Here is a 24,637-nt window from a genome sequence, read left to right as displayed (position 1 = left end):
CTCAAGGGGCTGCGCCCCTTCGCCCCCCAGACGTCCGTCCGGTGGGGCTTCTCGCGCAGTTCCCCGCGCCCCTTGAGGGCCTGCGGCCACTCAGGGGCGAAAAGCACGGGGCGCAGGCCCCGCTTTTCAGGGGCGCGGGGAACTGCGCGAACAACCCCCACCCGCACCCGCTAACGCTGCATGATCGACAGGTCCTGGTGGGCCTTCGGAACCGCTACCGTTCCCCGGTCGTTCGGGAGGGTTTGGATGGTGAAGGCGGGGATGTTGTCGAACTTGGATTCCAGGGTGCGGGAGGCGTAGACGGGGCCGCCTGACGTCGACTCCACGGTGAGTGCGTAGGCGCCCTTGAGGCCGTTCGGGGCGGGCATCTCCACGTTCTGGGTGGTGCCGGCCTTGATCGTGAAGGTCTTCGTCGCGGCCTCACCACCCCCGCTGCCCACAGACGCGGTGATCTTGACCTTGGCCGCGGCGGTGGGCGCGGTGAGGGCCAGGGTCGTGCCCTTGGCGCGGTTGTCCGTGACCGTGGCGCGCGCGCCGACCGGGCGGGTCGCCGGGATGAACGCCGTCTCCTGGCTCGCGCCCTTGCCCCGGACGACCCGGAGCGCGGCCACCACCGGGACCGAGTCGCCGGTGGGGGTGAGAACGAGGGACCCGGGCTCGCCGCGTGTGATGTCGCCCAGGTCGGCGGTGGCGGTCATGCCGCCCTTGACGTGCAGCGTCTCGTTGCCGGCCGGGGTGATCGGGCCGTTGGGCGAGGTGAGGCGGAGCTTCAGGTCGGCGTCGGTCTCGCCGGGGGTGAAGGCGACCAGGGTCACGGAGGCGGCGTCCTTCGGGATGCCGGGGAAGACGAGGCTGCCGGCCGGGTCGGCCGCGGCGGACAGCCAGTCACCGCCCTGCTTGTCGTCGAGGGCCTGGACCGCGGCGGCGACCCGGCCGCTGCGGACGTTGACATGGACCGTGAGGTCGGCCTCCTTCGCCGTGGCGAGCGTCGACAGCAGGACCGGCTCGTCGGAGCTGGGCTGCACCGTGATGCCGTCGCCGACCGTGGACTTCAGGGCGCCGTCCTTGCCGAAGAGCTCGATGTCCACGACGGCCGCCGAGTCGTCCGGGTTGACGAGGTGGACGTAGTCGGTGCGGCCCGCGGCCGTGCTCGCTCCCGGGAACCAGAACTCCGTGTCGGGGGCGGCACAGTTGACGCCGAGCAGACCGCGGCCGGTGCCGGCGGCGACCTCGGTGGTCTCCTGGACCGTCCAGCCGGGCGCGAACTTCCCCTCGGCGGTGCCGATCAGCGCGGGCGAGTCACCGCCGTCGGTGCTGTCGGCGACGGGCTTGCCGGGCTCTTTGACCTCGATGACCGGCTTGACGGCCTTGCCCTTGCCGCTGTCGCCGCCCTTGTCGGGAGCTGTCGATCCCCCGCCCGCCGCGACGAGTTCCGCGCGGCCCTCTTGGCCGGTGCCCTCGGTGACGGGGGTGAATGCGGTGTACGCCGTCTCCGCGACGTCGGAGGTGCTGGGCCGGGGGCAGAGCAGACTCGTGCGCTGCACGGGAAGTTGGGCGGCCGCCTTCGCCGTGGTGTCGCCGCCGGAGGCGTCGGGCGCGGAGAGCGTGGCGAAGCCGGTGACGGCGGCGAGGGCGGTCGCGCCGGCGATCAGGGACAGGGTCTGGCGGTTCACTGCTGGCTCCCGTCGGGGCGCTCGGTGTCGGCGCCGGTGCGGTGCGACGGGTCGTACGTCGCGTCGTAGCCCTGGGCGTACGTCTGGTCGTACGAGGCCGTGTGGTTGCCGTAGGTGGCGTACGGGTCGTACTGGGCGCCCTGGTAGGGGTCGGCCTGGTAGTGCTGCTGGTCGTAGGTGCCCGCCGGGTACTGCTGGCCGCCCTGGTAGGCCTGGTCGTAGTGGCCGTACTCGGCGCCCGACTGATCCGCGGTCGCCCACTGCCCGTACGGCTGCTGCTGCGGGACGGGGGCCCCGGCCGGGACGTCCTCCGCGGGGGACGGGAGGCCCGCGTCGGTGGGCTGTTCGGCCTCCGCCTCCGCCTGGGCGCGCAGCCGGCGGGCGCGACGGCCGTCACCGGTGAGGTCCTGGGCGGGCACGGCGACGGGCTCGTCGGGGAGGTCGTCGTCGACGTCCCGGCGGCGGCCCGGCAGGGCGAGGACCACGAGGACGACGGCGAGCGAGCCCTGGGTCCACAGCCAGCCGGTGTGGGTCACCGGGGCGTCGAAGGTGACGTCCAGCCTGCCGCCGTCGACGGGCAGTTGGAAGCCCTGGGCCCAGCCGTCGACCGTGGTCGGGGTGAGGGGCTTGCCGTCGAGGGTGGCCGTCCAGGCCTCGTCGGCGGTGTCGGCGAGACGCAGGACCCGGCCCGAGCCGCCGGCCGGAATGGTGGTGTGCACCTCGACGGGGCCGGCGGCGACGGCCCGGGGGGCGCCGGAGGAGGCCTCGATCGTGACGCGCGCGACCTGGCGGTCCACCCGCCACAGGGCGCTGCCGTCCTGCTGGCTGAGCCTGCTCAGGCCGGGGGTGGCGTCCAGGACGCGGCTGACCTCGCGGGGCGCGCCGGGCCGGACCAGGACGTAGCGCACGGCGAAGCCGCCGAGTTCGTCGGTCTGGTCGGCGCCGGAGCCCGCCACGAGGTTGGCGACGACCTTGTCGAGCTGCTCGTTCTCCCCGGCTCCGGCGGTGAGTTCGGCGTCGCCGAGGCGGACGCCGGAACCGCGGACCAGGGTGTAGCCGACCTCGGCGGTGGAGTCGCTCTCGAGGACCAGGGTGCGGGCCTGGTCGCGGGTGCCGCTCTCCTCGGCGACGAACGCGGGCACCTGGACGGGATCGCGGCGCACCAGAGGGCCGTCGGCGCCGCCGAGCACCCAGCCGGCGGCGGCCAGCAGCGGGCCGACGGCGGCGGCGAGCGCGATGAGCACGGCGACCGGCTGGCGCCAGCCGAAGCTCTGTTCGGCCACGCGGTGGCGGGCTCCGTCGGCGCCCAGGGTGGCGGCGGTGAGGAGGGCGATGCCGTAGACGAGGGTCGCGGGGCCGGCCCAGGTGGAGCCGTTGGAGAGGACCGCGAGGACGAGGGCCACCAGGGCGGCCGTCCAGGCGGTCCGGATGGCCGGCTGCCGTTCCGCGCGCAGCAGGGCGGCCAGGGCGGCCAGAACGACGCCGATGAGCGTCAGTCCGCCGACCGTGCCGGGTCCGCCGGGGCTGATGCCGAGCAGATCGGTCGCCGAGGCCGTGCCGGAGCCGTACTCCAGGCCGGCCTCCTCGAAGAAGCCGAACGGCAGCAGCGTCAGCGACCAGGGGGCGAGGAGCAGCAGCGGTGTGCCCAGCTGGGCGAGGAAGCGCAGGCCGTAGGCGGTGATCTCGCGGCGGCGCACGGCCAGGAGCCCGAGGCCGAGGAGCAGCGCGATGGGCCACACGATGGGGGTGAACGCGGTGGTGATCGTCAGCAGCAGCGCGTACGCCCAGGTGGCGCGCCAACTGCCGCGCGCCCCCGTGCTGTTCGTGAGCCCGGCGGCCGCGGCGCCCGCGCGGGCGATGAGGGGCAGCAGGATCGCGAGGACGGCGGTGCCCAGACGGCCGGTCGCGAGCGCGCCGGTGACGGCCGGCAGGAAGGCGTAGACGATCGCTGCCCAGGCGCGCAGCAGCCGGGACTCGACCAGGCGGCGGGAGGCGAAGTACGCGGTGAAGCCGGCCAGCGGCACGGAGGCCACGAGGAGGACGGTGACCGCGAGCCCGGTGGAGCCGAACAGCAGCGAGGCGAGCAGGGCCACGACGGCCAGATACGGCGGAGCGGCCTCGGCGTCGCCCGCGCCGACCGGGTGCCAGGCGTCGAGGTAGCGCGACCAGAGCTCGGCGGAGTCCGCGGGCGCGGGCAGCAGGGCGCCGCCGGCCAGCGCGCCGCCGCCGAGCAGTCCACGGCAGGCGACGAGCGAGGCGAGGAGCAGGAGGGCGAAGAGGACGGGGCCGGGGGCGCGTGCGACGCGCTTGAGCCGGGCGAACTGCTCGACCTGGAGGAACTCGGCGTCGTCGTCGCCGGGGCCCGACTCGATCGCGCCGCCGTGCCGTCCGGCCGGGGAGGTTTCGGTGTCGGAACGGCCGAACAGATCACCGGCGGCCTGTTCGACGGTGGCCCGGACGGTCGCTCCGGGCGGTGGGAACAGCGGCCGCAGCTCGCCCTTGTCCAGCTGCGGACGGCCTCGTCTGCGCCGCCCGGCGATGATCCGCTCGGGCCGCAGCAGCACGCTCAGCAGGCCCCGGACCTCGTCGACGGCCTGTCCGGGGACCTTGCCGACGAGATACGCGACGACCCTGAGCAGGGTGCCGAGAACGACGCGCAGCAGCACCCAGGGGAGCTGGGCCGTACGGGAGTTGACGAGGAGGGTGTAGACCGCGCCCGCCTTGTCGACCATGTGCGGGGAGGCGGCGCTGCGGCCCACGCAGTCGACGGTGCGGCGCTCGCGCGAGGAGGCCTCGGCGTGCCGGACGACGGCGTCGGGGGCGACCAGGACACGGTGTCCGGCGGCGGTGGCGCGCCAGCACAGGTCGACGTCGTCCCGCATGAGGGGCAGCCGGCGGTCGAAGCCGCCCAGCTCGTCGAAGACGTCGCGGCGGATCAGCATGCCGGCGGTGGACACGGCGAGGCTGGGCCTGACGTGGTCGTGCTGGCCCTGGTCCTGCTCGCGGCGGTCCAGGCCGGTCCAGCGGCGGCCGGAGGGGGCGATGGTGACGCCGACCTCCAGGAGCTGACGGCGGTCGTACCAGCCGCGCAGCTTGGGGCCGACGACGGCGACGTCGTCTCGGCCCAGCTCGCGCTCGTTCTCCACGGCCCGCAGCAGCTGGGCGAGGGCGTCGGGTTCGGGGGCGCAGTCGTCGTGCAGCAGCCACAGCCACTGGACCGGCTCGCCGTGGGGGAGCTCGGGCATGTCGTACGCGTCGTCGCGCCAGCTGCGGGTGACCGGGTCCCAGCCGCTGGGGCGGCGGAGGTAGGCGAGGTCGTCCTCGGTGAGGACGCCCGCGGTCCGGTTGGCCTCCTCGACGGCCTGACCGAAGCCGGTGCGCCGGGCGAGGTGCAGGACGCGGTCCGCGCCGAGCGCGTCGGAGAGGAGCTGGGCGGAGTCGTCCGCGCTGCCGGTGTCGGCCGCCATGGCGCTCTGGACGGGACGCTCCTGGCCGAGCAGCCCGGCGAGCGCGTCGGGCAGCCAGCGCGCGCCGTCGTGCGCGACGAGGACCGCGGTCACCACATGACGTGGGAATTCGGGCGTGGCAGCGTCGTGGTGGGCTGCGGTGTGGCTGTGCACGGACATCGAGGTACGGGCCCCGGTTCGGTGGACTGCGGTGGACGTCTGTGTCCGGCGAGGACAGCGGGACGTCTCGGACGAGGGCCCACACTAACGGCTGAGCAGCACGGCGGCCCGCCGCCTGTGGACAACCCACGCGCGACGGGCCGGACATGTTCGGTTGCTTCTGTTCGACTGTTCCCGGGACGGGTCGGGTTCCGGGACGGGTCAGACGGCCGCCTTCTTGAGACGACGGCGCTCGCGCTCCGACAGGCCGCCCCAGATGCCGAACCGCTCGTCGTTCGCGAGCGCGTATTCGAGGCATTCGGAGCGGACCTCACAGGCGAGGCAGACCTTCTTGGCCTCGCGGGTCGAGCCGCCCTTCTCGGGGAAGAAGGACTCGGGATCGGTCTGGGCGCACAGCGCGCGCTCCTGCCAGCCGAGTTCCTCGTCCGCGTCGTCGACCAGCAGTTGCTGCACGAGCTCGGTCATGTGCGCCCCTCGTCCGTCTTTCGCGTCCCCGTCGTGCGGCCGTTACCGATTTCGGCTGAACGACACGAGTGAAATTACAAGTGTGCTGCTACGGGCGAGTCAAGCCGAGATCTGCTATTGAGCCCCTTATTCACTCTGCGGAACCAAGGCTATGCGGAAAGTGTTCAAATCGGCATAAACCCTGACAGCAGCGCGGCCGCAGAGGGGAGTTCTCACCGGATCACCCTTCCTTACGGGGAAAGACGCCCAGGAGTTCGATCTCGTTCCGGCCCGATCCGACTCGCTCGTTCCGGGTTGTGCGCCATGTGTCCCCGACTCCCCCAGCACAAACCTTTCGCCGCGCGGATGTACCGAAAGAGGTGAACGGTCATCCACATACCGGACGCGAAGTTGACAGCGGAGGTGTGAACCGCTGTGCTTGTGGGCATGCTCGCGCACTTGGCACTCACCGCTACCCGGACCGCCGGGTCCCACGGTGCTGCCCGCTGCCGCTGTAGCTGTTGCTGTCCCAGCTGTTGAGCCTTCCCCGCTCCGGCTGCCACTGAGCCCGTCCCGGCTCGGCTGCTGTTCCCGCACGCGAAACCCAGCCCTCCCCCACGCACTCATCGTCGAGGACCACCTCACTTCATGAACAGCGACAGCGACCTCCAGATCGCCGGCGACCTCCTCGAAGTACCGCACCTCCTCCAGGCGCCGCGCCAACACCCCGTCACCGTGGCCGAGTTCGCCGGCCTGGCCCGTTCCCTCGCCGACGACCGCTCCCGGTGGGAGCACCTCGTCGAGTACGACGCGACCACCCGCTGGTACCACCGGCTGCAGACCGGCCCCGGGTACGAGGTGTGGCTGCTGTCCTGGGTTCCGGGACAGGGCACCGGGCTGCACGACCACGGGGGCTCCTCCGGCGTGCTGACCGTGCTCGACGGCGCGCTGACCGAGCGCACCGACCGGGGCACGCGCGTGCTCGGCGCGGGCGCGCAGCGGGTGTTCGCGCCGGGATACGCGCACGAGGTCGTCAACGACACACTGGAACCGGCCGTCAGCCTGCACGTCTACTACCCCGGCCTGACGGAGATGCCGATGCACACGAAGGCCTGCGCGGCGCGGACGGCGACGGTCACGGCCTGAGCGGTCGCGCGGGCCCCGCCGAGCCCGCGGGGCCCGTCTCTCACCGGGACGGCGCGAAACCGGCCGTGATCGCGGCCGGGGGACCCGTTGTCGCACCCGCCTGCGAGACTGAGTGCCATGCGCATTGTGGTTCTGGCAGGCGGCATCGGTGGTGCCCGGTTCCTGCGCGGTCTGAAGCGGGCCGTGCCGGACGCGGACATCACGGTCATCGGCAACACCGGGGACGACATCCACCTCTTCGGGCTGAAGGTCTGCCCGGACCTCGACACGGTGATGTACACCCTCGGTGACGGCATCGACGAGGAGCAGGGCTGGGGCCGGGCCGACGAGACCTTCCACCTCAAGGAGGAGCTGGCGGCGTACGGCGTCGGTCCCGAGTGGTTCGGGCTCGGCGACCGGGACTTCGCCACGCACATCGTGCGGACCCAGATGATCGGCGCCGGATATCCGTTGAGCGCCGTCACCGAGGCACTGTGCGACCGGTGGAAGCCCGGCGTGCGGCTCATCCCGATGACCGACGACCGCGTCGAGACCCATGTCGCCGTCGAGCAGGACGGCGAGCGCAGGGCCATCCACTTCCAGGAGTACTGGGTACGGCTGCGGGCCTCCGTGCCGGCCGAGGCGATCGTGCCCGTCGGTGCCGAGCAGGCGAAGCCGGCGCCCGGGGTCCTGGAGGCGATCGCCGAGGCGGACGTGATCCTCTTCCCGCCGTCGAACCCCGTCGTCTCCGTCGGCACCATCCTCGCCGTGCCCGGCATCCGGGAGGCGATCGCCGAGGCGGGGGTCCCCGTCGTCGGCCTCTCCCCCATCGTCGGCGGCGCGCCCGTGCGCGGTATGGCCGACAAAGTCCTCGCCGCCGTCGGCGTCGCGTCCACGGCCGCCGCCGTCGCCGAGCACTACGGCTCCGGGCTGCTGGACGGATGGCTCGTCGACACGGTGGACGCGGGCGTCGTCGAGCGGGTCGAGACGGCCGGGATCCGGTGCCGGGCCGTGCCGCTGATGATGACCGATGTGGACGCGACGACGCAGATGGCGCGTGAGGCGCTGGCGCTGGCGGAGGAGGTGCGCGGAGCGTGAGCGACGGGCTGAACGACGGGCCGCGCGGCGGGCTGCGCGGCGGGCTGCGCGGCGCGCTCGGGGATGCGGGCGGAGAGGGTCGGGCGGCCTCGGACGGCCTGCCCGGTCCCGCCTACCGGGTCTGGGCGCCGACCGGGATCCCCGAGGTCCAGCAGGGGGACGATCTGGCCAAGCTGATCGCCGCCGCCGAACCTCGGCTGGCCGACGGGGACGTGGTGCTCGTCACCTCCAAGATCGTGTCCAAGGCGGAGGGGCGGGTGGTCGAGGCGGCCGACAGGGAGGCCGCGATCGACGCCGAGACCGTGCGGGTGGTGGCCCGCCGCGGGCCGCTGCGGATCGTGGAGAACCGGCAGGGGCTGGTCATGGCCGCCGCCGGGGTCGACGCCTCCAACACCCCCTCCGGGACCGTGCTGTTGCTGCCCGAGGACCCCGACGGCTCCGCGCGGGCGATCCGGGACGGCATCCGGGACGCGCTCGGCGTCGAGGTCGGGGTCCTGGTCACCGACACGTTCGGACGCCCCTGGCGCAGCGGGCTGACGGATGTCGCCATCGGCGCGGCCGGGGTGCGGGTCCTCGACGACCTGCGCGGCGGCACCGACGCGCACGGCAATCCGCTCAGCGCGACCGTCGTCGCCACCGCCGACGAGCTGGCCGGCGCCGGTGACCTGGTGAAGGGCAAGGCCGCCGGGTTGCCCGTCGCCGTCGTCCGGGGGCTCGCGCAGGTGGTGGCCGAGGACTCCGGCGAGGGGACACGGGCCCTGGTCCGGGGCGCGGCGGACGACATGTTCCGGCTCGGCACCTCCGAGGCCGTACGGCTGGCGGTGACCCAGCGGCGGACGGTCCGGGCGTTCACGGACGAGCCGGTCGACCCCGGCGCGGTGCGGCGGGCCGTGGCCGCAGCCGTGACCGCGCCGGCGCCGCACCACACGACGCCGTGGCGGTTCGTGCTGCTGGAGTCCGCGGAGTCGCGGGTGCGGCTGCTCGACGCCATGCGGGACGCGTGGATCGCGGATCTGCGACGGGACGGCAAGAGCGAGGAGTCCATCGCGAAGCGGGTGCGGCGCGGGGACGTGCTGCGCAACGCGCCGTATCTGGTGGTGCCGTGTCTGGTGATGGACGGCTCGCACGTCTACGGGGACGCGCGGCGGGACGCGGCCGAGCGGGAGATGTTCGTCGTCGCCACCGGGGCCGGCGTGCAGAACTTCCTGGTCGCGCTGGCCGGGGAGCGGCTGGGGTCCGCGTGGGTGTCGTCGACGATGTTCTGCCGGGATGTCGTACGGGAGGTGCTGGGGCTGCCGGCGGAGTGGGATCCGATGGGGGCGGTGGCCGTGGGGCACGCGGCGGGGGCGCCTCCGGCTCGGGGGGAGCGGGATGCGGGGGCGTTCATCGAGGTGCGGTGAGAGGTGGGGCCGGGCGCCTATGGTTCGGGGTGGCTCGGGTTCGGTGGGCAGGTGCGGGTGCGTGGGGCTTCTCGCGCAGTTCCCCGCGCCCCTGAAAGGCCCCACCCTCTAGGCTCATAAGGCACCGCTTCACCATCCAGGACTTCTCGTGGCCGGACGTTTTCCTCAACGGCCCACTCGTACGACCGTGCGGGGTGGGCATGTCGTCGTGCCCGGTGGGGTGCCCCGGCAGGGGGCCGTGGCCGGGCGGCGGCGGACCTGGGTGCCCGAGGGGGCACTCGATCTGGGGCTCGTGCTGGGGCCGCTGCGGCGGGGGCCCGGGGATCCGACCTTCCGCGCCATGCCGGACGGGTCCGTGTGGCGAACCAGTCGTACGCCGGTCGGCGCCGGGACGCTGCGGGTCGCGCTGCGGGGCGGGGTCGTCGAGGCGGAGGCCTGGGGGCCGGGAGCCGAGTGGCTGCTCGACCAGGTGCCCACGATGCTCGGCGCGTCGGACCAGCCCGAGGCCTTCGCGCCCCGGCACCGGATCGTGGCGATGGTCTGGCGGCGACGGCCCGGGTTGCGGCTGACGCGGACCGGGCTGGTGCTGGAGTCGTTGATTCCGTCGGTTCTGGAGCAGAAGGTCACGACGGACGAGGCGTATCGGGCGTGGCGGCTGCTCGTACGGCAGTTCGGTGAGCCGGCACCGGGGCCCGCGCCGGGGCGGATGTGTGTGATGCCGAGGGCCCGGGAGTGGGCGCTGATCCCGTCCTGGGAGTGGCATCGGGCCGGCGTCGACGACAAGCGGGCGTCGACGATCCTGCGGGCGGTGCGGGTGGCGGGTCGGCTGGAGGAGGCCGTGGGGATGTCGCCGGTGGAGGCGCGGGCGCGGTTGGAGTTGGTGCCGGGGATCGGGCCGTGGACCTCGGCGGAGACCGTGCAGCGCAGTCATGGGGCGGCGGACGAGGTGACCACGGGGGATCTGCATCTGCCGGGGATCGTGGGGTTCGCGTTGGCGGGGGATCGGGATGCGGACGACTCGGTGATGTTGTCGTTGTTGGAGCCGTATGCGGGGCAGCGGCATCGGGCGGCTCGGTTGATTCTGTTGTCGGGGCGGGTGCCGGGGCGGAGGGTGCCGCAGATGCCTCGGTGGGACATCGGGAAGTTGTAGCGCCCCCGCCGCCCCTACCCGTCCCTCTTCAAGGGGCTGCGCCCCTTCGACCCCCAGACGTCCGCCCGGTGGGGGCTGGTCGCGCAGTTCCCCGCGCCCCTGAAAGGCAGGGGCTGCGCCCCGTGCTTTTCGGCCTGAGGGCCGGAGGCCCGAAAGGGGCGCGGGGAACTGCGCGACCAGCCCCCACTCAGCCGCAGACGACGAACGCACCCGGCAGTTACTGGTCCGACGAGAAGCGGAGCGCTCCCGTGGGGATTTGGGCGTCGCACCAGACTCGGACGCCCGTGCGGAGTTCGTTGTCGGCGCCGATGATCGCGCCGTCGCCGACGACCGTGCCCGTGAGGACGGAGCGTTCGCCGATGCGGGCGCGGGCGCCGATCAGGGAATCGGTGATGACGGCGCCGGGTTCGACGACCGCGCCCGCCAGGACCGTGCTGCCGGCGACCCGGGCGCCCTCGCCGACGAACGCGCCCTCGCCCACCACCGTGCCGCCGGTCAGCTTGGCGTCGCCCGCGACCCGGGCGGTGGGCAGGATCAGCCGGTCGCCGCAGCGGCCCGGGACCGCGGGGGACGGGGCGCGGCCGAGGACCAGGTCGGCGGAGCCCCGGACGAAGGCCGCGGGGGTGCCGAGGTCCAGCCAGTACGTGGAGTCGACCATGCCTTGGAGGTGGGCGCCCGCGGCGAGGAGGTCGGGGAACGTCTCGCGTTCCACCGAGACCGGGCGGCCCGCCGGGATCGTGTCGATGACCGAGCGGCGGAAGACGTACGCCCCCGCGTTGATCTGGTCGGTGACGATCTCCTCGGGGGTCTGGGGCTTCTCCAGGAAGGCCAGGACCCGGCCGGTCTCGTCGGTGGGGACGAGGCCGTAGGCGCGGGGGTCGGTCACCTGGGTGAGGTGCAGGGAGACGTCCGCGCCGGTGGACCCGTGGGTGGCGACCAGGCGGCGGATGTCCAGGCCGGTGAGGATGTCGCCGTTGAAGACGAGGACAGGGTCCTCGGGGCCGGAGTGGAGATGCGAGGCGGCGTTGCGGATCGCGCCGCCCGTGCCCAGCGGCTCCTCCTCCGTGACGTACTCGAGGTGGAGGCCGAGGGCGGAACCGTCGCCGAAGTGGGGTTCGAAGACCTCGGCGAGGTAGGAGGTGGCGAGGACTATGTGGTCCACGCCCGCCGCTCTGGCTCTCGCCAACTGGTGGGTGAGGAAGGGGACTCCGGCCGCCGGGACCATGGGCTTGGGAGTGTGCACCGTGAGCGGACGCAGCCTGGTACCTCTGCCGCCGACCAGGAGGATCGCTTCTGTCACCTGTCGTCTCTGCTTCCTGCCGGGACCGGCCGAACTGTCATTCGACCGGCCAGTGTATGCAGGCCGTTCCATGGCGCCTTCGCGGCCGTGCGTATAGCTGTTGACGTGCCATGAGGCACGTCAACGGTGGTGTGCGTCGAGGGCGCGACGGGCGCGCCCTCGACCTGTGCTGTGCGTCGTGTACGCATGACCTCCGGCCGGTCACCGGCCCTGCAAGCGGGCCGCCTCCGAGCGGGCCGTACCGAGCTTTCCGTAAAGGCGCCCCCCCGGGCACTCGGTCGCGAACCCGTCACGGTGACCGGAGATCACGTTCAGTCGTACCTTCTTGCCTTTTGGGTAGAGATTGCCGCCACCCGAGGTGAGGTATGTCTTCCCCTTCGGGTTCGCTCCGTAAAGACCCAGTTTCCAGGCTGTTAGTTGCGCGATCGCCTTGACCGTCGCAGCGGGCGGCTTGGTGCTGCTGAAACTGCCGATGACCGCGGCACCCATGCTGTTCGTGTTGAAACCGAGGGTGTGGGCACCCATGACGGCCTTCGCGACACCACCCGCGCGTCCCTCGTAGATGTTTCCGCACTTGTCGACGAGGAAGTTGTAGCCGATGTCGCGCCAGCCGCTGCTCAGGACGTGGTAGCGGTAGATACTGCGGATGACGGAAGCGGCCTGCGCGCACTTGTAGTTGTTGCCCGACGCGGTGTGGTGCACGAAGGCCGCGCTGACCCGATTGGTGTAGCGGAAGTCGCGCTCGCGCAGCGTCTCGTCGGCTCCCCAGCCGGCCCGCGTGACGATGCGGGGACGCGGCCCGATGTACGGCTTCGCCCCGGGCACCGCCGTCGCCAGCCGCTCCACCGTCTCCTTGCGCGACAGCGCCGGGATCGCGGTGGAGCCGAGCGGCGCGAGATCGGCGTTCACGGCGGAGGCGGCGGCCGACTCGACGGTCAGCGTGCCCAGCCTGGGGGCGTCCACGGTGCCGACGGGCGGGGGTTCCGCGATGTGCGCGGCACCCGTCACGGCAGCCGGTCCCGCCGCGCCGCCGGGGGCGCCGACGCCGGGGTCGACCAGCTCCAGACGTAGGCCGTCCGGGAGCAACTGGACGCCCGGAGCGGCCGTACGGCCCCGGGTCTCGGCGCGCACGCGCACCTCGACGCCGTCCGAGTCGCCGACCCACAGCGGAGCGGTGGAGCCGCGCACCCGGCCCGAGGAGCGTTCGGCGGTGTCCGGGTCGGCGGCGTGCTCGTGGTTGTGCGTCTCGACGTCCTGCCAGCCGGACCAGCGGGCGGTGTCCGTCGCACGGGTACGGACCTGGACGCGGCCCTCCAGCTCGGCGTCCGGGTTGTCCCAGACGACGCCGACGAGGGAGAACGACCGCACGTCCCGCTTGCCGAGGCCCTTTTCGGGGGCGGCCGGGCCGAGGTTGCGGTCCGCTCCCAGGGGGACGAGGGGGAGCGACTGGGTGCTGCCCGCCGCGGGGGCGAGCGAGAGCGGACGGGTGGGGGTCGAGGATCGCGCCAGGGTGTGGACCGCCGCGGAGGACGAGTCCGTCGGGGTCGCCGCGGAGGCCGTCGCCGGGAGGGCCGCCGGGAGGGCAAGTGCCGCGGCGCAGGTGACGCCGATCGAGGACGCGAGGAATCGTGATCTACGCATGCTTCCGATCCTGGACATAGTCATACATATCTGTCCATCGCGGGATTGACGGGTCGTCGGCTCCGCTCCGCCGAACCGGTTAGCTCTCGGGTCCGCCGGGAACCACGGGCGCGGCGGTCCCCGCGTACCCTTACGCGGATGAACACCACCGACCGCACCCCGGCCGACCTGCTGCGATCCGCGCTGGCCGCGGATCCCGCGCGCCCGCTGGTGACCTTCTACGACGACACCACGGGCGAGCGGGTCGAATTGTCCGTGGCCACCTTCGCCAATTGGGTGGCCAAGACCGCGAACCTCCTCCAGGGCGAGTTGTCCGCCGAGCCGGGCGACCGGGTCGCGCTGCTGCTGCCGGCGCACTGGCAGACGGCGGTGTGGCTGCTCGCGTGTTCGTCGGTCGGGGTGATCGCCGAGGTCGGCGGGGACCCGGCGGCGGCCGACGTCGTGGTGAGCGGACCGGACACGCTGGACGCGGCCCGGGCGTGCTCCGGGGAGCGGATCGCTCTCGCGCTGCGGCCGCTCGGGGGGCGGTTCCCGCAGGCGCCCGCCGGGTTCGCGGACTACGCCGTCGAGGTGCCGTCGCAGGGGGACCGGTTCGTGGCGTACGCGCCGGTGGATCCCGAGGACGCGGCGCTGGTCGTTGCCGGGCGGGAGTTCAGCGGGGCGCAGGTCGTGGAGCGGGCCCGGGCCGAAGCGGCCGGGCTGGGGCTGACGGGGCCGGGGTCCCGTCTGCTGTCGGGGCTGGGGTACGACACGTGGGAAGGGCTGGCCGCGGGGTTGTACGGGCCGCTCGCCAGCGGGGGGTCGGTGGTGCTGTGCCGGCATCTTGAGCGGTTGGGCGAGGACGCGCTCGCCAAGCGGATCGAGAGTGAGCGGGTCACTTCGGTCTCGCGGTGACGTGTTCTCGGTGACTGTGCGCGCTGACGCCGCGGGGCCGCGGTAGCGGGGGTCCGGCTCGCGGAGCCGCCCTGGGGAGTGAGGTCCGTCGGCGGCCGCGGGTGCGTCGTGGTTGCTCGCGCAGTTCCCCGCGCCCCTTCGGGGCGCGACCATACCCCGTTCGGCCTAGCACCGGCCGCCCTCCACCCCCGTCCCGCGCCATCGTCGTAGGAGCAACGACTCGCTCGTACGCCGTGAGGGGTGGCCGGAAGTGGACGACGTCGGAGGGCAGGCGCGTGGGCTGGGGCCCGGTGCGGGCGGTTCGCCCACCCGGCTCGGACCCCGGCGTCGCCGTCGGCGTCGGTGGGCGCGATGGGTCGGGGCCGGCGCCGTCCTGGCGGTCGCCGGCGCGCTGGGCGTGGGGTGGGCGGCGTACCAGAAGCTGGACGGGAACATCACCTCGGACCGGACGGCGGCGGACGAGCTGGCGCGGTACGAGAAGGAGCGGCCGACGGCGCTGGTGCGGGGCGCGCAGAACATCCTCGTCATCGGGTCGGACTCGCGGTCGGGGGGCGAGAACGGCGAGTACGGGCGGGACTCGGGCACCGAGCGGTCCGACACGACGATCCTGCTGCATCTCGCGGCGGACCGGCGCAGCGCGACCGCGGTGTCACTGCCCCGGGACCTGATGGTGGACGTGCCGAGCTGTCGGCGGCCCGACGGCAGTCACACCAAACCAGTGTTCACCATGTTCAACTACGCTTTCCAGAGCGGCGGTTCGGCCTGCACGATTCGTACGGTCGAGCGCATGACCGATATCAGGATCGACCATCACATCGTGGTGGACTTCAGCGGCTTCAAGGAGATGGTCGACGCCGTGGACGGGGTGGAGGTGTGTCTCACCGAACCCATTCACGACAAACAGGCCGGCCTGCGGCTGCCCGCGGGCAGGGTGAAACTCGACGGGGAACAGGCCCTGGGATATGTGCGGGCCCGCAAGTCACTGGGTGACGGCAGCGACACGGAGCGGATGGACCGGCAGCAGCGGTTCCTCGCGGCGCTGGCGGCGAAGGTGCGCGGCAATGACGTCCTGCTGAATCCCGTGAAGCTGTATCCGGTGCTCGACGCGGCCACCTCGTCGCTCACCACGGACCCGGGACTGGCGAGTCTGCGCGGGCTTTACGACCTGGTGCGCGGCCTGCGCACGATCCCCATGGAAAAGGTGCAATTCCTGACCGTTCCACGAAAGTCGTATGCGTACGACGTCAATCGTGACGAGCTCGTCGAGCCGGCGGCGCGGAGCCTTTTCGTACGGCTGCGCGCCGACGCGCCCGTGGCGGTGGCCCGCGAACTCCCCACGGGGACACGGGAAGGGCATGCGGAAGAGCTTTCGGGAAGCCTCTCCGGGACACCCGATCCCGTACCGACTTTCCGCGGCAGCACGGCCGCCGAGAAGGACTGCGGATGACTCCGGAGGGGTTCCGCGGGTAAAGCGCACGTCAACACAAGGAACAAATGCTCTAGGAAATGGGCGGATTGCCCGGTTGTAGGGACGTGCAATTTGTCACCGCCGTCGCTGGACGCCTGATCGTGCGGCTAGTGTGAGCGATCCGGTGTGTCAGGCCTATCGGTCACGCACCACTTGCAGCGAGACCCGAGCGTCTTTTGAGGGGGAAGACGCCGCGTGGCCCCGACGGAGGAATCAGACAACCGTGGACGCGCAAGGCCGTGGGCGGGCGGACGACATCGACCCCGCAGACCAGTGGGTACTCAACCCGAGCACCGGTGAATACGAACTGCGACTGACCCCTTCCGCACCGCAGTCGGCGGTGCCGAGGCCGCGCCGGGCCACGCCCGCGGCGGCGGGGGCCAGGGCCGCGGCCGGCGGAACGTCCGCGCGCTCCGCGTCGGCGGGCACGGACACCCGGGAGATCCCCGACACGCTGCCGGGACCCCGGCGCCGACGGGGCACGCCCGAGGAGGACCCGCTGCCGGGCCGCCGGGGCGGCCGGGGCAAGACGAAGCCCAAGAAGAAGTCGACGGGCAAACGGATACTGGTGTGGACGGGCGGCACGCTGGCGTTCGTACTGGTCGGCGTCACTGGCGCCGCCTACCTCTACTACCAGCACCTCAACAACAACATCCAGAAGATCTCGGACGACGGCGCGGGCACCGGCGGCTTCAGCAAGGACCGGGCGATCAACCTGCTGGTGATCGGCACGGACAAGCGGACCGGCGCGGGCAACGGGAGCTACGGCGACAAGGACAGCGTCGGCCACGCCGACACCACGATCCTGCTGCACGTCTCCAAGGACCGTACGAACGCGACCGCGATGAGCATCCCGCGCGACATGATCGTGGACGTCCCCGACTGCCCGACCACGCAGGAGGACGGCTCCAAGAAGAACATCGCGGGGACGCCGAACGTCCGGTTCAACACGAGCCTCGGCCAGTACGGCCGCACGCCGAGCTGCACGGTGCGCACCGTGGAGGAGCTGACCGGCATCAAGTCGGACCACTTCATGGTCGCCGACTTCAACGCGGTGAAGACGCTCTCCACGGCCATCGGCGGTGTCGAGGTGTGCCTGGAGAAGGACATCAAGGACTCCAAGTCCAAGCTGGACCTCACCGCGGGCAAGCACACCATCGAGGGCGAGGAGGCGCTGGCGTTCCTGCGCACCCGCTACAGCGTCGGCCTCGGCAGCGACCTGAGCCGGATCGAGCTGCAGCAGCAGTTCCTCAGCTCGATGATCCGCCAGATGAAGTCCAAGGACACGCTGACCGACCCGACGAAGGTGCTGGACCTCGCGGAGGCCGCCACCAGCGCGCTGTCGGTCGACTCCAAGATCTCCGACATCAAGGTGCTGGCCTCGCTCGGCCAGGAGGTCGGCAAGGTGAAGACGAAGAACATCACCTTCACCACCGTGCCGGTCGTCGACAACACCGACGGCGCGACCGTGCTGCCCACCCCGGGCAAGGCCGAGCAGCTCTTCGAGACCATCAGGAACGACGTCTCGCTCACCGAGGTGAAGAAGCAGAAGAAGGAGAAGGAGGCCGCGAAGCTCAAGGGCTCGCGCGCCGACGCCTCCGAGGTCCGGGTCAGCGTCTACAACGGCGGTGCCGAGGCCGGCAGCGCACAGGCCACTCTCAACTGGCTGCAGAATGATGTCGGCGTGACCAAGTCCAGCCAACTCGGCAACGCCGACAAGACGTTGACGAAGACGACCCTCGCGTACGACCCCGACCAGGCCGACCAGGCGCGCAAGCTGGCCGACCTGATGGGTCTGTCCGCGTCCGCGCTGAAGCCCGGCAAGGGCAACAGCGAGACCAACTCCCAGGGACTGCCCTCGATGGTGCTGACCCTGGGCGAGGACTTCAAGGGAGCCGGGGTGCCGCTCAGCGGCGGCTCGGCGGCGGATCTGGACGTCCAGAAGAACACCGCGGACAAGGAAAAGTGCGCCAGTTGATGACCTGAGGGGGTCATGGCGCGTCCTACCGGACGCGAGCAGTACAGGACAGCCGAGAGATCCGGTGTTGTACCGGGCGGGCGCGACGACGCACCCGCCCGGTCGGTTCTGAATGTCGTCGAAAGTGCCGTGGGGCGGTACGTGCCCCCGCGCCGACCCGTGTCCGCATGTCATCCGGTCGGAACACATGACGCGTTCAACAGAACATGAGTACATCCAGGTTGGGTTCTCGACGGTCCAACAGGAGGCGGGGACGGCCCCGCCACGGCAGGGTGGGGAGGGGCAGGGAGATGGTACGGAGCGACGTGCGCGGGGACGGGGGGCGACCGCGTGTCGAGGAACCCGGCGAGCAGGACGGAGACCTGGGTCCGAAGGGGGACCTGGATCCGAGGGGCGAGGCGTCCGGCTCGGACGGCGACACGGACGTCAGGGTGCCCGCGCAGGGCGGACGGAAGCGCCGCGACGGCTCAGGCGGTGGCCGGGGGCGCGCGAAGGCCCCCGAAAGGCCCCGGCGCAGACGGGTGTTGCGCTGGTCGGCGATGGTCCTGGCGGTGGTGATACTCGGCACCGCTGGTGCCGGCTACCTCTACTACCAGCACCTCAACGGCAACATCAAGAAGGAGAAGCTGAACCTCGGCGACACGAAGATCGCCGAGCCGACGCCGAACGCGGCCGGCCAGACCCCGCTGAACATCCTGCTGATCGGCTCGGACGCGCGGGACACCGCCGAGAACCAGAAGCTCGGCGGCGCCAAGGAGAACTTCAACGGACCGGCGCTCGCCGACGTCCAGATGCTGCTGCACCTGTCCGCGGACCGCACCAACATGTCGGTCGTCAGCATGCCCCGCGACACCCTGCTGGACATCCCCAAGTGCACCGACCCGGACAGCGGCGAGGTGTACGAGGCGCTCACCCATGTGATGACGAACCAGTCGCTGGAGCGCGGCGGCCCCGGCTGCACGGTCGCCACCTGGGAGAAGCTGACCGGCATCCGCATCGACCACTTCATGATGGTCGACTTCTCCGGCGTGGTGTCGATGGCCGACGCGATCGGCGGCGTGCCCGTCTGTGTGGACGCCAACATCTACTCGCACACCAGCGACGGCAAGGGCTCGGGGCTGAAGCTGGAGAAGGGCACCACCTACATCAAGGGCAAGCAGGCCCTGCAGTGGCTGCGCACCCGGTACGGCTTCGAGGACGGCAGCGACATCGCGCGCGCCAAGGCCCAGCACCAGTACATGAACGCCATGGTCCGCGAGCTGCGCGAGAACGCCACGATCACCAACCCGAACAAGCTGCGCAGGCTCGCCGAGGAGGCCACCGACGCGCTCACCGTCGACGAGGGCCTCGGTGACGTCGCCAAGCTCTACGACCTCAGCACGGAGCTGCGCAAGGTCGAGCCGGCCCGGATCACGATGACGACGATGCCGTACACGTACGCCGGCGCGCGCGTCGTCCCCAAGGAGGGCGACGCGGAGAAGCTGTTCCGGCTGGTGCGCGAGGACATCTCCCTGGACGGCAAGGACAAGAAGAAGGCCGCCACCGAGGACGCGACGTCCGACGACCCGGCTGCGGCGAAGGACGAGATCGGGGTGCTGGTGGTCAACGGCACCATGACCTCCACCCTCGCCCCGGTCGCCGGCCGCGCGCACACGGTGTCCCAGCTGCTCGTCGAGGAGGGCTTCGCCAAGTCCTCGTCCGACGCGACCACCGCGACCGCCGAGGACAAGACGGTCGTGCGCTTCCCGAGCGCCGAGCTGGAGGGCGACGCCCAGGCCGTCGCCAAGGCCCTCGGCATCCCGCTGGGCCAGGTGGAGAAGTCCACGAACGTCAGCGGTGTCACGCTCGTCGTCGGGGCCGACTGGCGGGAGGGGAAGACGTACCAGGCCGAGAAGGAGGACGACACGACTCCCGAGTCGGCGGACGCCCTCAACGGCGCCAACAAGAAGGCGTGCATGAAGGTCAATCCGGGGTTCACCTGGTGACTGACCGCGCCGACCGCCCGTACCTGAGCCGGGCAGCGAGCCGTCCGTAGCCGAGCAGGGCCCCTCACGTCATCGACGTGAGGGGCCCTGCTCGTCCGTACGGGATGCTCAGCCCTCGGTCAGCACCGCGGGGCGGCGGGACGCGATGACCTTCTTCGCCAGGGACCGGGGGCTGGTGAGGAAGCCGAAGCCCCAGGACATGTGCATGGTGGCGAGGGCGACAGGGATCTGGAGGCGGGCCTTGAGCGGCAGTCCCTTGCCCGCCGGGATCGAGCCCGCGACGATCGCCGCGAGATAGCCGCCGGGGACGACGAAGCCCAGCGGGTTCACCAGGGCGCCCACCAGGGTGCCGGCCACGATCGCGCACACCGCGGTCGGCGGGGCGAGGTAGCGCAGGTTGATGGAGCCCTCGTGGTAGCGGGCGACGACGTGCCGCCAGCGCCCGTAGTCCTTGTACTGCTTGGCGAGCGCCTTCACGCTGGGGCGGGGCCGGTACGACACCCGCAGCTCGGGCGAGAACCAGATGAGGCCGCCCGCCTCACGGATCCGGAAGTTCAGCTCCCAGTCCTGGGCGCGGATGAACTCCACGTTGTAGCCGTCCTGCCGCTCCAGCGCCTCACGCCGGAAGACACCCAGGTAGACCGTCTCGGCCGGCCCCGCCTCGCCGCCCGTGTGGAAGGCGGCGTTGCCGACGCCGATCTTCGAGGTCATCGCGGCGGCGACCGCGTGCTCCCAGTCGTTCTCGCCCTCGGCGTGCATGATGCCGCCGACGTTCTGCGCGCCGGTCTCCTCCAGGAGCCGGACCGCAGTGGCGATGTAGTTCGGGGAGAGGATGCCATGGCCGTCGACCCGGACCACGATCGGGTGGCGGGAGGCCTTGATCGCGGCGTTGAGGGCGGCGGGCGTCCGGCCGGTGGGGTTCGGGACCGTGTGGACGCGCGGGTCTTCGCGTACGAGCTCGGCGGCGATCTCGTCCGTGCGGTCCGTGGACGGACCGAGGGCGATCACGACCTCCATCTCGCCGGCGTACTCCTGCGCGAGGATCGCTTGGACGGCTCCGCGCAGATGCCGCTCCTCGTTGAGGACGGGCATGATCACGGACACGGCGGGGAGCTGCACGTCGGGCTTGGCGTTCATAGGGGGCTCACGTTACCGCGAACGGGGGACACCAACGCGCGCCGCCCGGGCGCGTGCGCGGGGCGCGGAGGCCGGGACCCTACGGTGCTCAAGGTTCTCTGACTTCTCCCCCTTCCCCTGACCGGTCTCGCGGAGGTGTCCCCCGTGTCCACACCGCCCCGCCGTCCAGCCCGTCCGCAGCAGCCCCGGCCCCCCGTGCGCCCCCGGCGGCGGGGCTGGGCCATGCAGGCGGTGACCACGCTCTCGGTGGTGGTGCTGGCCGCCGCGGGCATCGGGCACGCGGTGGTGACCCGCCTGGACGGCGAGATCAAGCGGGTCGACGCCTTCAAGGACATGAAGAACCGCCCCGAGGCGGGCCACGGCATGAACGTGCTGCTGGTCGGCACCGACGGCCGCAACCGGATCAGCGAGGAGGAACGGCGCAGGTACCGGCTGGGTGGGGCCCCCTGCCACTGCACGGACACGATGATGATCGTGCACATCTCGGAGGACGGGGAGCGCGCGAGCGTCGTGAGCCTGCCACGCGACTCGTACGCCGAGACGCCCGAGCACACCGACCGCGCCACCGGCAAGGTCTCACGCTCCCACCCGATCAAGCTGAACGCGGCCTACTCGGAGGGCGGGCCGCAGCTGACCGTGCGCACGGTCGAGCACATGACCAAGGTGAAGATCGACCACTACGTCGAGGTCGACTTCACCAGCTTCATGCGGACCGTCGACGTCCTCGGCGGCGTCGAGATCTGCACCACCCGCCCCCTCAAGGACTCCTACACCGGCCTCGACCTGGACGCGGGCACCCATGAGCTGGACGGCGGCGAGGCCCTCCAGTACGTCCGTTCCCGGCACGCCGACGGCTCCTCCGACCTGGGCCGGATGAAGCGCCAGCAGCGGTTCATGGCGTCCCTGATGTCCCAGGCCACCTCCTCCGGGGTGCTGCTCAACCCGATGAAGTTCCGGGACATCACCCAGGCCGTCCTCGGTTCCGTCCGCGCCGACAAGGAGTTCGGCACCGGTGAGCTGATCGACCTCGGCCGCGCGATGCGCAACCTCACCCCGGCCTCGTCGGAGTTCACCACCGTGCCCATCGGGCGCATGGGGTACGCGGTGGAGGGCGTCGGTTCGACGCTGAAGTGGGACGACGCCAAGGCCGCCCGCCTCTTCGACGCCCTGCGCGACGACCGCCCCCTCGCCCCCTACAAGGCCGGCGGCTCCTACGCGCTCGTCGACGTGGCCCCGCAGCAGATCCGCGTCCAGGTCGAGAACGGCACCGCCGTCCCTGGCCTCGGCAAGAAGGTCGACCGTCAGCTGGCCGCCACCGGCTTCCGCACCACGAGGACCCCGGTCAACGCCGCGCAGCCGAACGCCACCCGCACCCTGGTCCTCCACGACCCCCGCTGGGACCGCTCCGCCCGCTCCCTCGCGGCCGCCCTCCCGGGCTCGCAGCTCCGCCCGGTCCGCGCCCAGGGCCCGGTCATGAAGGTGGTCGCCGGCACGGACTTCAAGGGCGTCCGCAAGGTACGGGCCGAGGACCCCGAGCGCGGCGAGTCGGGAGTGGTACGCGGCGACCAGGTGACGTGCGCCCCGTAAGCCACACACGACCCGCACCCGCCCTCAAACCGCTCCCCCAGCTCAACAGGCGCCCCGGCCCCCTACAAAACCGTGCAATTTGTGTCGGCTTCGCAACAGCCTCGCCTTTGTTTTTCATCGACCCTTGTAAAGCCCACAGCCCGACCCGGCACACTGGGGCGCATGAACGATTGGCCCGAGGGATGGTCCGGCAACAACCGCGGCGGCGACTACGCCCAGCCCGAGGGACCGCGCGTGATGCGCCAGGTCCGTCGCGGCCCGTCGGCACCCCCTCAGGGTGGCGTGCCCCAGCAGCCGTCGTACGGCGACTCGTACGGTGACGGCTACGGCAACAGTGGCCCCGACCAGCAGCAGTACGGCGGCTACAACAGCGACTACAACACCGGCCAGGTCTACGGCGCCGGCGGCGTGGGTGGCGGCGGTCACGGCGGTGGCCGGGGCGAGCGTGGCACACCGAACTGGGGGCGCCGCATCAAGCTGACCGCGATCACGGTCACCGTCGTACTGCTCGCCACGACGATCGGCACCTACTTCTGGGCCGACTCCAAGCTGAACCGCGAGGTCGACCTCTCCAAGGTCATCGACCGGCCGGCCGAGGGCGAGGGCACCAACTACCTGATCGTCGGTTCCGACAGCCGCGCGGGCCTGTCCGACGAGCAGAAGAAGGAGCTCCACACCGGGTCCGCCGACGGCAAGCGCACGGACTCGATGATGATCCTGCACACCGGCTCGGGCGGCCCGACGCTGATCTCGCTGCCTCGTGACTCGAACGTCGAGATACCGACGTTCGTGGGCTCGGAGTCCGGCAAGACCTACAAGGGCACCGGCCGTCAGGTGAAGCTGAACGCGGCGTACGCGGAGGACGGGCCCGAGCTGCTCGTGCGTACCGTCGAGGCCAACACGGGACTGCGCATCGACCACTACGTGGAGATCGGTTTCGCCGGCTTCGCGAACATCGTCGACGCGGTCGGCGGGGTCGAGATCGAGATCCCGAAGGGCGGCATGAAGGACACCAAGTCCGGTGCCGACTTCGAGGCGGGCAAGCAGACCCTCAACGGCGAGCAGGCCCTCGCGTTCGTCCGGACCCGCTACGCCCTCGCGGGCAGCGACCTGGACCGTACGAAGAACCAGCAGAAGTTCCTCGCGGCCCTCGCCAGTCAGACGGCGACGCCGAGCACGGTGCTGAACCCCTTCAAGCTGTATCCGACGATGAGCGCGGGTCTGGACACCCTGATCGTCGACGAGGACATGAGCCTGTTCGACCTGGCCGACATGTTCTGGGCGATGAAGGGCGTGACGGGCGGCGACGGCAAGTCGATGAACATGCCGATCTCCGGCAACTCCGCCAACGGCAACCTCCAGTGGGACACCGCGAAGGTGAAGCAGCTGGTGGAGCAGTTGAAGAACGACGAGACGGTGACGGTGTCGAGCAACTGACCCGGCGGCCGGCGTGACCGAGGGGCACCCCCTGATCCATGGGGGTGCCCCTCGGTCGTTGGTGCGTTCGGGTCGTGCGGACGTCTCGCGCGACGCGTCAGGCGGTCGCGCCCGCCATCGTCCGGCACATCTCGGAGCAGCGGCGACACGCCTCGGCACAGCGCATCATCTGCTGATCGTCCGGCATGGACATACACGCCTCGGCGCACATGTCACAGGCGCGGGCGCACATCGCGCACATCTCGGCGGACAGCGGCGAGCGGCGCATCATCATGTCCGCGCACATACGGGTCATCTCGGCGCAGTCCATCAGGGCGCGCATGATCTGCATCTGGGCCTGACCGCCGGCCTGCATGCAGGAGCTCATGGTCTCCTCGCACACGCTGTGGCACGTCATGCAGGCGTTGACGCAGTCCTGCATCTCCTTGCTCATCGCGGTCATGTTCCCGGCCTGCTGCGTCATGGCTCCTCCTGGGGGTGGTGGGAGAACGGGATCCGGGGCCGGACCCCGCGCACCTTCCGTCCTACGCCTCCCCGCCCCCGACCGCCATCGGGCGGACGGAAACAGTCCGCCCCATCAGCCCCGTACGACAACAGCCTTCGGCGGGTGCTGGGGGCCGAGCACGGAATGCGCCGGAGGGGTTACGCAAGGCGCGCAAGACCGTGCACGCCAGCCATCGGCAACGAACCCGCC

At 71.7% G+C, this 24,637-nt stretch carries 17 protein-coding genes; 10 read left to right on the top strand and 7 right to left on the bottom strand.

Features of this window, described 5'->3' with window-relative positions:
• Window positions 1-170 precede the first annotated feature (170 nt).
• From P8T65_RS28205 to P8T65_RS28195, 3 genes are all read right to left on the bottom strand, one after another.
• Window positions 171-1,673 (bottom strand): DUF5719 family protein, encoded by a 1,503-nt coding sequence (locus tag P8T65_RS28205; RefSeq protein WP_316728008.1) that lies wholly within the window; start codon window positions 1,671-1,673, stop codon window positions 171-173.
• On the bottom strand, window positions 1,670-5,299 hold the full coding sequence (locus tag P8T65_RS28200) for a glycosyltransferase family 2 protein (RefSeq protein ID WP_316728007.1): 3,630 nt from the start codon (window positions 5,297-5,299) through the stop codon (window positions 1,670-1,672). The genes P8T65_RS28205 and P8T65_RS28200 overlap by 4 nt, the downstream gene beginning before the upstream one ends.
• A 201-nt stretch (window positions 5,300-5,500) precedes the next feature.
• Window positions 5,501-5,764, bottom strand: a complete 264-nt coding sequence (locus P8T65_RS28195) for a WhiB family transcriptional regulator (protein ID WP_003975777.1) — start codon at window positions 5,762-5,764, stop codon at window positions 5,501-5,503.
• A 627-nt stretch (window positions 5,765-6,391) separates the two neighbouring features.
• On the opposite strand from P8T65_RS28195, the gene P8T65_RS28190 reads away from it, so the two are divergent.
• The 4 genes from P8T65_RS28190 (at window position 6,392) to P8T65_RS28175 (ending at window position 10,516) form a co-directional block, all read left to right on the top strand.
• Window positions 6,392-6,889, top strand: a complete 498-nt coding sequence (locus P8T65_RS28190) for a cysteine dioxygenase family protein (protein ID WP_316728006.1) — start codon at window positions 6,392-6,394, stop codon at window positions 6,887-6,889.
• Window positions 6,890-7,006: 117 nt separating this feature from the next.
• The gene (gene cofD / locus P8T65_RS28185; RefSeq protein ID WP_316728005.1) at window positions 7,007-7,966 is read left to right on the top strand and encodes a 2-phospho-L-lactate transferase; all 960 of its coding nucleotides are present in this window, start codon (window positions 7,007-7,009) and stop codon (window positions 7,964-7,966) included.
• Window positions 7,967-8,064: 98 nt separating this feature from the next.
• Window positions 8,065-9,366: a coenzyme F420-0:L-glutamate ligase gene (locus P8T65_RS28180; RefSeq protein ID WP_316731762.1), complete on the top strand. Its 1,302-nt coding sequence runs from the start codon at window positions 8,065-8,067 to the stop codon at window positions 9,364-9,366.
• A gap of 148 nt (window positions 9,367-9,514) precedes the next feature.
• Window positions 9,515-10,516: a DNA-3-methyladenine glycosylase 2 family protein gene (locus tag P8T65_RS28175; RefSeq protein WP_316728004.1), complete on the top strand. Its 1,002-nt coding sequence runs from the start codon at window positions 9,515-9,517 to the stop codon at window positions 10,514-10,516.
• 217 nt (window positions 10,517-10,733) lie between these two features.
• Here P8T65_RS28175 and P8T65_RS28170 read toward each other — a convergent pair whose 3' ends face one another.
• Together P8T65_RS28170 and P8T65_RS28165 are read right to left on the bottom strand one after the other, a co-directional pair.
• A complete protein-coding gene (locus P8T65_RS28170) occupies window positions 10,734-11,816 on the bottom strand; it encodes an NDP-sugar synthase (RefSeq protein ID WP_316728003.1) in 1,083 nt (360 codons plus the stop codon).
• Between the two features lie 201 nt (window positions 11,817-12,017).
• Window positions 12,018-13,475, bottom strand: a complete 1,458-nt coding sequence (locus tag P8T65_RS28165) for a peptidoglycan recognition protein (protein WP_316731761.1) — start codon at window positions 13,473-13,475, stop codon at window positions 12,018-12,020.
• Between the two features lie 120 nt (window positions 13,476-13,595).
• On the opposite strand from P8T65_RS28165, the gene P8T65_RS28160 reads away from it, so the two are divergent.
• From P8T65_RS28160 to P8T65_RS28145, 4 genes are all read left to right on the top strand, one after another.
• Window positions 13,596-14,351: a TIGR03089 family protein gene (locus P8T65_RS28160; protein WP_316728002.1), complete on the top strand. Its 756-nt coding sequence runs from the start codon at window positions 13,596-13,598 to the stop codon at window positions 14,349-14,351.
• Between the two features lie 250 nt (window positions 14,352-14,601).
• Entirely contained in the window at window positions 14,602-15,798 is a 1,197-nt protein-coding gene (locus tag P8T65_RS28155) for an LCP family protein (protein ID WP_316728000.1), read from the top strand.
• A gap of 244 nt (window positions 15,799-16,042) precedes the next feature.
• Entirely contained in the window at window positions 16,043-17,797 is a 1,755-nt protein-coding gene (locus tag P8T65_RS28150; protein ID WP_316727998.1) for an LCP family protein, read from the top strand.
• A gap of 290 nt (window positions 17,798-18,087) precedes the next feature.
• On the top strand, window positions 18,088-19,782 hold the full coding sequence (locus tag P8T65_RS28145; RefSeq protein ID WP_316727997.1) for an LCP family protein: 1,695 nt from the start codon (window positions 18,088-18,090) through the stop codon (window positions 19,780-19,782).
• A 108-nt stretch (window positions 19,783-19,890) separates the two neighbouring features.
• Here P8T65_RS28145 and P8T65_RS28140 read toward each other — a convergent pair whose 3' ends face one another.
• On the bottom strand, window positions 19,891-20,919 hold the full coding sequence (locus P8T65_RS28140) for a glycosyltransferase family 2 protein (RefSeq protein WP_316727995.1): 1,029 nt from the start codon (window positions 20,917-20,919) through the stop codon (window positions 19,891-19,893).
• Window positions 20,920-21,141: 222 nt separating this feature from the next.
• Here P8T65_RS28140 and P8T65_RS28135 point away from each other — a divergent pair, with 222 nt between their 5' ends.
• The gene (locus P8T65_RS28135; RefSeq protein ID WP_316731760.1) at window positions 21,142-22,506 is read left to right on the top strand and encodes an LCP family protein; all 1,365 of its coding nucleotides are present in this window, start codon (window positions 21,142-21,144) and stop codon (window positions 22,504-22,506) included.
• A 162-nt stretch (window positions 22,507-22,668) separates the two neighbouring features.
• On the top strand, window positions 22,669-23,943 hold the full coding sequence (locus P8T65_RS28130; protein ID WP_316727993.1) for an LCP family protein: 1,275 nt from the start codon (window positions 22,669-22,671) through the stop codon (window positions 23,941-23,943).
• A gap of 97 nt (window positions 23,944-24,040) precedes the next feature.
• Here P8T65_RS28130 and P8T65_RS28125 read toward each other — a convergent pair whose 3' ends face one another.
• Entirely contained in the window at window positions 24,041-24,406 is a 366-nt protein-coding gene (locus P8T65_RS28125) for a four-helix bundle copper-binding protein (RefSeq protein WP_215455871.1), read from the bottom strand.
• Window positions 24,407-24,637 lie beyond the last annotated feature (231 nt).

The sequence above is a fragment of the Streptomyces sp. 11x1 genome, assembly GCF_032598905.1.
Lineage (GTDB): Bacteria > Actinomycetota > Actinomycetes > Streptomycetales > Streptomycetaceae > Streptomyces.
Note: the sequence above shows the minus strand (reverse complement) of the source record. Positions and strands in the feature narration are given on the sequence as shown.

Coding starts and splice junctions, on each gene's coding strand:
- P8T65_RS28195 (WP_003975777.1), bottom strand. CDS start 5,764: ATGACCGAGCTCGTGCAGCAACTGCTGGTCGACGACGCGGACGAGGAA.
- P8T65_RS28190 (WP_316728006.1), top strand. CDS start 6,392: ATGAACAGCGACAGCGACCTCCAGATCGCCGGCGACCTCCTCGAAGTA.
- P8T65_RS28125 (WP_215455871.1), bottom strand. CDS start 24,406: ATGACGCAGCAGGCCGGGAACATGACCGCGATGAGCAAGGAGATGCAG.
- cofD (WP_316728005.1), top strand. CDS start 7,007: ATGCGCATTGTGGTTCTGGCAGGCGGCATCGGTGGTGCCCGGTTCCTG.
- P8T65_RS28135 (WP_316731760.1), top strand. CDS start 21,142: ATGCAGGCGGTGACCACGCTCTCGGTGGTGGTGCTGGCCGCCGCGGGC.
- P8T65_RS28165 (WP_316731761.1), bottom strand. CDS start 13,475: ATGTCCAGGATCGGAAGCATGCGTAGATCACGATTCCTCGCGTCCTCG.
- P8T65_RS28140 (WP_316727995.1), bottom strand. CDS start 20,919: ATGAACGCCAAGCCCGACGTGCAGCTCCCCGCCGTGTCCGTGATCATG.
- P8T65_RS28200 (WP_316728007.1), bottom strand. CDS start 5,299: ATGTCCGTGCACAGCCACACCGCAGCCCACCACGACGCTGCCACGCCC.
- P8T65_RS28130 (WP_316727993.1), top strand. CDS start 22,669: ATGAACGATTGGCCCGAGGGATGGTCCGGCAACAACCGCGGCGGCGAC.
- P8T65_RS28160 (WP_316728002.1), top strand. CDS start 13,596: ATGAACACCACCGACCGCACCCCGGCCGACCTGCTGCGATCCGCGCTG.
- P8T65_RS28145 (WP_316727997.1), top strand. CDS start 18,088: ATGGTACGGAGCGACGTGCGCGGGGACGGGGGGCGACCGCGTGTCGAG.